The organism is Bradyrhizobium sp. (assembly GCF_016462955.1).
GTDB lineage: Bacteria > Pseudomonadota > Alphaproteobacteria > Rhizobiales > Xanthobacteraceae > Bradyrhizobium.
Window position 1 is genome coordinate 1 of the sequence record NZ_JAEMSD010000315.1, and the last position, 8,294, is coordinate 8,294.

Sequence of the window (8,294 nt, forward strand, 5' to 3'; positions counted from 1 at the left end):
GGGATCAACGGTGGCTTCATTGTCGATCGGCGGACCCTCGCGAACCTCGTCGGTCGGACCAGCCGTCGCAGCCGCGCAACGTTCGGAGCGGACAGGCCTGAGGATCGCCGTCGATCGCCCGTCTTGTTTTGGCCGCTCGCGTCACGGCCAGACGAATCTCGCCGTGGGCGCGGGCTCGAAGCTGGGAGGAGAATGCTATTGCACGCTGCCGGCGCCGCGGCGCAAATCGGCCTCGATCTGGAGGCGCGTGCCGCCGCCGAAGCGGGCCCTGTAGACCTGAAGATTCTCCATGATCCGCTGCACGTAGTTGCGTGTCTCGGAGAAAGGAATCAGCTCGACCCAGTCGACGGCGTCGACCTTGGGGTCGCGCGGATCGCCGTAGCGCTCGACCCACTTCCTCACGCTGCCGCGGCCGGCATTGTAGGCGGCGAACGTCATGATGTAGGAGCCGCGATAATCCTCGAGCAGTCCGCCGAGCTCGGCCGAGCCGAGCGTGGCGTTGTAGACCGAATCGTTCTTCAGCCGCGACAGGTCGTAGGTCGCGCCGTGCCGCTTGCAGACGTAGCGCGCAGCGTCCGGCGTCACCTGCATCAGCCCATAGGCCTGCGCCGGCGAGACCACCGACGGATTGAAGGCACTTTCCTGCCGCGCGATGGCGTAGATGATGCTGCGCTCGACCTCAGGGCCGATCGGCGTGAACTGCGGAATGCCGTTGACGGGGTAGGCATAGAAGTCGAACGGCAGGCCGCGGTTGAGCGCGGCCTTGCCGAGCAGCAGCATGCCGCGCGCGTCGCTGTAGCGCTGGGTGAGCTCGCCAAGGCCGGCGAGCGCCTCGGGATCGCCGTTCTCGCCCATGTCGGCCAGCAGCGGAATCGCCATCTCGCGCTCGTCGAGCTCGTACAGCAGCTGCGCAGCGCGGACGATCTCGAGCCGGTCGGCGCCGCGGCCGCGCGGCGGACTGTTGAGCTCGATCTGCGGCAGGCCGAGCTTTGCGCGCGCGAGCTGGCCGTAATAGCTGGTCGACTGCTCGGCGGCTCGCGCATAGGCGTTGCGCGCCTCCTGCTGGCGGCCCATCGCCTCAGCGGCGCGGCCTTGCCAATAGCCGGCTCGCGCAAGGGCGGTCGGATTGACGCTGCCGACGCCGATGCGGGCGAAATGCTGCGCGGCGGTTGCGGGATCGTTGAGGAAGCGAAGCGCGATCCACCCGGCGGTGAACTCCTGCTCGGTCTTGTAGATGTCGCGCGAGGGCAGGGCGGCGTCACGCGCGATCAGATAGGCGCTGCGGAATTCCTCGGTGTCGATCATCTTGCGCGCCAGGAGGCGCCGTTCGATCCACCATTCGTCGAGATTGTGGAGGCGGCCCGGATCCTTCGGCGCCGACACCATCAGCTGGGCGGCTTCAGTGAACTTCTCCTCGCGGCGCAACAGCTGGATCTTGCTGAAGAGGAAGCCGGGATCGTTGTGCAGCTCGCGCGGCACCGCGTCGAGCAGTGCGCGCGCGTTGGGCGCTTTCTTGACCGCGGCGATGCGGGCCTTGGCGAGCGCGACATAGCCGGCGCCGAGGCGCTTGGCGGCGCGCATCGCGGCCTCGTTCTCGCTGCCGTAGAGCAGGTTGTCCATCCGCGCCTTCTGGTCACCAGGCGTCAGCAGCGCGCCGAACTGGTCGAGCGCGTTGTTCTCGGTGTCCTCCGACATCGGATCGCTGCGCCAGGCCTCGCGCACCAGCCGCTCGGCATTGGCGCGGTCGCCGCGCGCCAGCATCGCCTTGGCGAGCGTGAAGCGGCCCTTGGCGGAGATCGGAGATTCATTCTCGAACCACGACCACGCAACGGAATCATCGCGTCGATCGTCCCACATCGCAGCCTCGAGGCGCCTGCGCAGGAACGTCTGCGACGGCCAGCTCGGATTGGCGGAGATGAAGGCGCGATAGCGCTCCACCGTCGCGTCATTGTTCTCGCTGCGCAGGATGATCCATTCGGCGAGCTTCCGCGCGACGGGATCGGAGATGCCGGCTGCGGCATTGCTGGCCTCGCCCGCCTTGCGCTTGCGCACGAGCTCGATGACGCTTTCCAGCGTGTCCTTGTCGGCCTGCGACGTCGACGACGTCGCTGCGACCGCGGCCGGGATGACCGGCTTGCGGGGTGCGGCATGCTGGCGGGTCGCAGGCGCCAGCACGGGAGGTGCGACCGGCCGGGCAGCGGGTGGGGCGGTGGGTTTGACGGTGGCCGTCACGGCCGGCGCAGGGGCCGTCTTCGGCGGCGGCGCGGGTTGTGATTTTGGCGCGGCGACCGCAGCAGCAGGTTTCGGCTTGTCTTTCGCGGGTTCCTTGCCGGCGGAGTCCTTTGCAGGCTTCTTTGCGGCATCCTTCGCCGGAGCGCTTGTGGTGCTCTTGCTCGCGCCCTTCGCTGGATCCTTGCCAGTTCCCGTGCTGGTTGCCCTGGAGCTATCCTTGGACTTCTCCTTGCCCGCGTCCTTGGGTGTGCTCTTCGCCGCGTTATTGGCGGCCGGCTTTGTGTCCGCGGTCTCATTGGACTTTGCGGGGGCGGCGCGGCCCACCGACAGTCCGGCCATCAGGGAGACGGCCAAACCCACCGACAGACCCAGGGATCGCCATGAGGCACGAGCAAAGGAGGTCACGGCGTTTCGTCGCCCCGAATCAGTGAAGTGGCTCAAGACCTAGCTGAATTTGCTCGAATATGCGGAGAAAATACCAACAGCCGCTTACCTCGGGCCGATTTGCACCAGCACCGCGGCAAAATCGCGGCCTAAACGGTGCGTCACACTGCAGCGGGCCTTTTACCGGCAGGGGAGACCCGATATGAAGGGGGTTGCTCAAGAAGATCGCCGCGTACGGAGGAAGTCCATGGCAGCCAAGACGAAATTCCGGGGGTCGTTCACCGCCTTGGTCACCCCTTTCAAGAACGGCTCGCTGGACGAGGCGGCGTTCCGCTCTCTGGTCAATTGGCAGATCTCCGAGGGCACCAACGGCCTTGTCCCGGTCGGAACCACCGGCGAAAGCCCGACGCTCAGCCATGACGAGCACAAGAAGGTGGTCGAATGGTGCATCGAGGAGGCCAAGGGCCGCGTGCCCGTCGTCGCCGGCGCCGGCTCCAACTCGACCAAGGAGGCGATCGAGCTCGCCCAGCACGCCGAGAAGGCCGGCGCGGATGCCGTGCTGGTGGTGACGCCGTACTACAACAAGCCGACCCAGGAAGGCATGTACCAGCACTTCAAGGCCATCAACGACGCCATCGGCATTCCGATCATCATCTACAACATCCCGCCGCGCTCGGTGATCGACATGTCGGTCGACACCATGAAGCGGCTGTGGGAGCTGAAGAACATCGCCGGCGTCAAGGATGCCACCGCCAGCATGGTGCGCGTGTCGCAGCAGCGCGCGGCGATGGGCGAGGACTTCAATCAGCTCTCGGGCGAGGACGCCACCATCATCGGCTACATGGCCCATGGCGGCCACGGCTGTATTTCGGTGACCTCGAACGTCGCCCCGCGTCTGTGCTCGGAGTTCCACGCCGCCTGGCAGAAGGGCGACACCAAGGCAGCGCTCGCGATCCACGACAAGTTGATGCCGCTGCACAACAACCTCTTTATCGAGAGCAACCCGGCGCCGATCAAGTACGCGATGTCGCTGCTCGGCAAGCTGGACGAGACCTTGCGGCTGCCGATGGTCCCCGTCTCCGAGCCGACGCGGGTCGCGGTGCGCAGTGCGATGGTTCACGCCGGCCTGATCAACTGACGCATTAGCTTGGGGAACCTTTCATGAGCGTCGAGGACAAGGGCGCGCGGATGCTGAAGGAGTTCCGCGAGTTCGCCATGAAGGGGAACGTCGTCGATCTCGCGGTCGGCGTCATCATCGGCGCGGCGTTCGGCGGCATCGTCACCTCGCTTGTCGGCGACGTCATCATGCCGATCATCGGCGCCGTCACCGGCGGGCTCGACTTCTCGAACTACTTCATCCCCTTGTCGAAGGCGGTCACCGCCACCAACTTAGCGGATGCCAAAAAGCAAGGCGCCGTGCTTGCTTATGGCAGCTTCCTGACGTTGACGATCAACTTCATCATCGTCGCCTTTGTGCTGTTTCTGGTGATCCGCGCCATGAACACCCTGAAGCGCAGGGAGGAGGCGGCTCCTGCCACTCCGCCAAAACCGTCGGCCGAGGTCGAGCTGTTGACCGAGATCCGAGACCTCCTGAAGAAGTGACGCGCCCGCTTCATCCGAATTGTTAGAATCCGAGCGCATCTCGATCAGGTTTGCCTGTCATGGCCGATAAGAACGAACGTCCGATCAAGGTGATGGCGGAGAACCGCAAGGCCCGCTTCAACTACGCGATCGAAGATACGATCGAGGCGGGCATTGCCCTGACCGGCACCGAGGTCAAGTCGATCCGCAACGGCAAGAGCACGATCGCGGAATCCTATGCCGATTCCAAGAACGGCGAGATCTGGCTGATCAACGCGACCATTCCCGAATATCTGCAAGGAAACCGCTTCAACCACGAGCCCAAGCGGCCCCGCAAGCTGCTGCTGCACCGCCGGCAGATCAACAAGCTGATGGGCGCCGTCGACCGCGAGGGTATGACGCTGATCCCGCTCAAGCTCTACTTCAACGAGCGTGGACGGGCCAAACTGCAGCTCGCGATCGCAAAGGGCAAGAAGCTGCACGACAAGCGCGAGAGCGAGAAGAAGCGGGACTGGAGCCGGGAGAAGGGCCGCCTGTTGCGGGCGAGGGGATAGCGCGATGATCCAGCGGAACCTGCTCGAGGTCGATTGGAGCCAGATTCCCGCACCTGCCGACGATGGCGCCGCCGCGCATCTCGAGGGCATGACGTTGCCGGCGGTCAACCTGCTCGCGACCGACGACACCTCCGTCACGCTGTCGGCACTGCGCGGCCGCGTCGTCGTGTTCGCCTATCCCCGCACCGGCGAGCCCGGCAAGATCGCGCTGGTCGACGATTGGGACATGATCCCGGGCGCGCGGGGTTGCACGCCGCAGACTTGCGCGTTTCGCGATCTTTTCGCCGAGCTCAAGGCCGCCGGCGCCTCGCACGTGTTCGGCCTCTCGACCCAGAGCAACGCCTACCAGACCGAGATGGCCTCGCGGCTGCATCTGCCGTTCCCAGTGCTCTCGGACGAGAAGCTGGCCCTGACGTGCGCCCTGAATTTGCCGACCATGGAGGTCGCGGGCCTGACGCTGATCAAGCGCCTCGCGCTCGTCATCGACGACGCCAGGATCACGCACGTGTTCTACCCGGTATTTCCGCCCGACCGGAACGCAAGCGACGTGCTGGACTGGCTGAAGGCCAATCCGGCCAACGGAGCGCGCGCCAAGGTCGAATGAGTTTTGGTGGAGGCGATACGAGCGGAGGGCGTACCTCTCCCCGTTGGGGAGGTGAACCCGCAACCGGCCTGCTCAACTGCATCGGGCTCTCTAATCCAGATCTGCCTTCACCTTCGCGAACACGGATCTGAACATGTCTGGCGTCAGCACGCCGGTGTTCGTGTTGTAGCGCGAGCAGTGATAGCTGTCGTACAGCTTGAACGCGCCGGCCTGATGCACCGCGCCATGGCCGAAGGGCGCCTGGGACGCCTTCAGCTTCAGCGGCTTGAGTACGCTGTCGTGCGCAATCCGCCCCAGCGCGATGATTGCGCGCAGCTTCGGCATCGCCTCGAGATTGGCGACCAGAAACTGCCGGCAGGTGTTGATCTCCGCCGGTAGCGGCTTGTTCTGCGGCGGCACGCAATGCACGGCATTGGCGATCCGGCAGTCGACCAGTTTCAGGCCGTCATCGGGGCGCGCCTGATAGCTGCCTTTGGCAAAGCCGTATTCGAGCAGCGTGGCGTAGAGCAGGTCGCCGGCGTAATCGCCGGTGAACGGCCGCCCCGTGCGGTTGGCGCCCTGCATTCCCGGCGCGAGGCCCACGATCAGGAGGCGCGCGCCGAGTTCGCCGAACGGCGCAACCGGCGCGTTGTGCCACGACGGCTCGCGTGCGCGGTTCGCCGCGCGAAAGGCGACCAGGCGCGGACAGAGCGGACAATCGCGGTTGGGAACGACGAGGGGAGGCTGGCGGCTGGACCGGGCCGCCTCACTCCTCGAAGTCGTCATCGCCCCTCGGCGCCATCGTGGTTGCGCGCTGGAGGAATTGCGGGGCGTGGTGGCGTTCGCCACGCTCGCCGCGGTCACGCGGGGCGGGGCGTTCGGACGGGTCGCGGCCGAGCTTGGATTGCAGCTCGACGAGGTCGGTGAAGACGTCGGCCTGGCGGCGCAGCTCGTCGGCGATCATCGGGGGCTGGCTGGCGATGGTGGAGATCACGGTGACGCGCACGCCGCGGCGCTGCACGGCCTCGACCAGGGAGCGGAAGTCGCCGTCGCCCGAGAACAGCACCATCTGGTCGATGTGCTCGGCGAGCTCCATGGCGTCCACGGCGAGCTCGATGTCCATGTTGCCCTTGACCTTGCGGCGGCCCGAGGCGTCGATGAACTCCTTGGTCGCTTTGGTCACGACGGTGTAGCCGTTGTAGTCCAGCCAGTCGATCAGCGGGCGGATCGAGGAGTATTCCTGATCCTCGATGATGGCGGTGTAGTAGAACGCCCGCAACAAGGTCCCGCGGCTCTGAAACTCCTTCAGCAGGCGCTTGTAATCGATGTCGAAGCCCAGAGTCTTGGCTGTCGCGTAGAGATTGGCCCCGTCGATGAAGAGCGCGATCTTGTTGGTCGGAGAAGGTGACATTCAGTTTGCTCGCGTAGAGTTCGTGGTGATGGTTTTATTGTTGGCGCGGCGACAGCAAGCCGCGCAGTTCTAGAGTGCCGCTAAGACCCGTCGAAACCGCAAATCCGGAGAAGTCGGGGCAATCAAGGTATAGTTATGGCGGACATGCATGCATCCGGGGCCGCCTTCGATGGCAGCCCGCGAAACCACTCTTCCCGGCCCCAATGTGGGGGTAGCAGAGCCGTTTGGCGAGACCAAATCACAAATTGGCCTTGCGAAACTGTTCCGGCCCCTATAACTACCCCCAATCATCCACATATTTCGTCCCACCCACAACGGAGCGACAGTCCATGGCTCGCGTCACCGTAGAAGATTGTATCGACAAGGTCGACAACCGGTTTGACTTGGTCCTGCTGGCCGCCCACCGTGCCCGCATGATCTCGTCCGGTTCACAACTAACGGTTGACCGCGATAACGACAAGAACCCAGTTGTGTCTTTACGTGAAATCGCGGAGACGACGATCTCGCCGGAGGACCTCCGCGAGGAGCTGGTCCACTCGCTCCAGAAGTTCGTCGAGGTGGATGAGCCCGAGCCGGATACGGTGCCGCTGATCGGTTCCGCAGGTGCGAGCGTCGATGCCGACGACACCGAAGTGGCCGTCGAGCGCATGACCGAAGAGGAGCTCCTGAAGGGCCTGGAAGGCCTCGCTCCGCCCGAGGAGCAGCCCGAGGAAGACGAGTAATTCCTCCGTCGCGACCATCGACTGCTTGTGATCATTTCAAAGGCCCGAACCGTCGTTCGGGCCTTTGCTTTTGTTGACCTTTTCGTGGTTACCATAGCGTCGTCGCCGGCGCCGCGTCTGTCACTGAATTGATCGGACACGAGCGCGATTGGAGCTAGGATGGATGCAGCGGGCTGGCTCGGCCCGTTTGAAGGCAGGATGGAATGGTATATCGGCGTCGCAGACCCTCGCAGATGCAGGCCGCAACCGAATCGGTTGCCGTCGCCCCGACTGCGCCGGTCGCGCGTCCGGCCAGGCCCCGGGCGCGGATGATGCGTCAATATGACCTCGTTGAGCGCGTCCGGTCCTACAACCCCAATACCAACGAAGACCTGCTGAACCGCGCCTATGTCTACGCCATGAAGGCGCATGGCTCGCAGACCCGCGCCTCGGGCGATCCGTATTTCTCGCATCCGCTCGAAGTCGCTGCGATTCTCACCGACCTCAAGCTTGACGACGCGACCATCGTGGCCGCGCTGCTGCACGACACGATCGAGGACACCGAGGCAACGCGTGCCGAGATCGATCAGATTTTCGGCTCCGAGATCGGCGCGCTGGTCGAGGGCCTGACCAAGCTGAAGCGGCTGGAGCTGGTGTCGCGCGAGGCCAAGCAGGCCGAGAATCTGCGCAAATTGTTGCTGGCCATTGCCGATGATGTCCGAGTGCTTCTGGTCAAGCTCGCCGACCGTCTGCACAACATGCGCACGCTGGACTTCGTGCCGACGGAATCGCGCCGGCGCATCGCCGAGGAGACGGCCCGCAACGAGGGCAAGCCCGAGCAGGCGTTG

General features: G+C 64.8%; 9 protein-coding genes. 6 read left to right on the plus strand and 3 right to left on the minus strand.

The window, feature by feature from the left end:
• Nucleotides 1–195 precede the first annotated feature (195 nt).
• The gene (locus JHD07_RS26250) at nt 196–2,637 is read right to left on the minus strand and encodes a lytic transglycosylase domain-containing protein (RefSeq protein ID WP_291627347.1); all 2,442 of its coding nucleotides are present in this window, start codon (nt 2,635–2,637) and stop codon (nt 196–198) included.
• Nucleotides 2,638–2,863: 226 nt separating this feature from the next.
• Here JHD07_RS26250 and dapA point away from each other — a divergent pair, with 226 nt between their 5' ends.
• The 4 genes from dapA to JHD07_RS26270 are packed head-to-tail and all read left to right on the plus strand — an operon-like array spanning nt 2,864 to nt 5,355.
• A complete protein-coding gene (dapA, locus tag JHD07_RS26255) occupies nt 2,864–3,754 on the plus strand; it encodes a 4-hydroxy-tetrahydrodipicolinate synthase (protein ID WP_291627349.1) in 891 nt (296 codons plus the stop codon).
• Nucleotides 3,755–3,804: 50 nt separating this feature from the next.
• Nucleotides 3,805–4,218: a large conductance mechanosensitive channel protein MscL gene (mscL, locus tag JHD07_RS26260; RefSeq protein WP_291627364.1), complete on the plus strand. Its 414-nt coding sequence runs from the start codon at nt 3,805–3,807 to the stop codon at nt 4,216–4,218.
• A gap of 59 nt (nt 4,219–4,277) precedes the next feature.
• The gene (gene smpB / locus JHD07_RS26265; protein WP_291627351.1) at nt 4,278–4,751 is read left to right on the plus strand and encodes an SsrA-binding protein SmpB; all 474 of its coding nucleotides are present in this window, start codon (nt 4,278–4,280) and stop codon (nt 4,749–4,751) included.
• A 4-nt stretch (nt 4,752–4,755) separates the two neighbouring features.
• Complete coding sequence (locus JHD07_RS26270) at nt 4,756–5,355, plus strand: peroxiredoxin (protein ID WP_291627353.1); 600 nt, start codon at nt 4,756–4,758, stop codon at nt 5,353–5,355.
• 90 nt (nt 5,356–5,445) lie between these two features.
• Here JHD07_RS26270 and JHD07_RS26275 read toward each other — a convergent pair whose 3' ends face one another.
• Together JHD07_RS26275 and JHD07_RS26280 are read right to left on the minus strand one after the other, a co-directional pair.
• Nucleotides 5,446–6,120 (minus strand): uracil-DNA glycosylase, encoded by a 675-nt coding sequence (locus JHD07_RS26275; RefSeq protein WP_291627355.1) that lies wholly within the window; start codon nt 6,118–6,120, stop codon nt 5,446–5,448.
• Nucleotides 6,101–6,745, minus strand: a complete 645-nt coding sequence (locus JHD07_RS26280; RefSeq protein ID WP_027573659.1) for an NYN domain-containing protein — start codon at nt 6,743–6,745, stop codon at nt 6,101–6,103. Before JHD07_RS26280 ends, JHD07_RS26275 begins: the two co-directional genes overlap by 20 nt.
• Nucleotides 6,746–7,074: 329 nt before the next feature.
• Here JHD07_RS26280 and rpoZ point away from each other — a divergent pair, with 329 nt between their 5' ends.
• Together rpoZ and JHD07_RS26290 are read left to right on the plus strand one after the other, a co-directional pair.
• Nucleotides 7,075–7,467, plus strand: a complete 393-nt coding sequence (rpoZ, locus tag JHD07_RS26285) for a DNA-directed RNA polymerase subunit omega (RefSeq protein WP_007603391.1) — start codon at nt 7,075–7,077, stop codon at nt 7,465–7,467.
• 203 nt (nt 7,468–7,670) lie between these two features.
• On the plus strand, nt 7,671–8,294 hold a 624-nt coding region (locus JHD07_RS26290), incomplete at its 3' end, for an HD domain-containing protein (RefSeq protein ID WP_291627363.1).

Excerpts from the sequence above, each read along its gene's own strand:
- dapA (WP_291627349.1), top strand. The coding sequence starts at position 2,864 with ATGGCAGCCAAGACGAAATTCCGGGGGTCGTTCACCGCCTTGGTCACC.
- mscL (WP_291627364.1), top strand. The coding sequence starts at position 3,805 with ATGCTGAAGGAGTTCCGCGAGTTCGCCATGAAGGGGAACGTCGTCGAT.
- smpB (WP_291627351.1), top strand. The coding sequence starts at position 4,278 with ATGGCCGATAAGAACGAACGTCCGATCAAGGTGATGGCGGAGAACCGC.
- JHD07_RS26270 (WP_291627353.1), top strand. The coding sequence starts at position 4,756 with ATGATCCAGCGGAACCTGCTCGAGGTCGATTGGAGCCAGATTCCCGCA.
- JHD07_RS26275 (WP_291627355.1), bottom strand. The coding sequence starts at position 6,120 with ATGACGACTTCGAGGAGTGAGGCGGCCCGGTCCAGCCGCCAGCCTCCC.
- JHD07_RS26280 (WP_027573659.1), bottom strand. The coding sequence starts at position 6,745 with ATGTCACCTTCTCCGACCAACAAGATCGCGCTCTTCATCGACGGGGCC.
- rpoZ (WP_007603391.1), top strand. The coding sequence starts at position 7,075 with ATGGCTCGCGTCACCGTAGAAGATTGTATCGACAAGGTCGACAACCGG.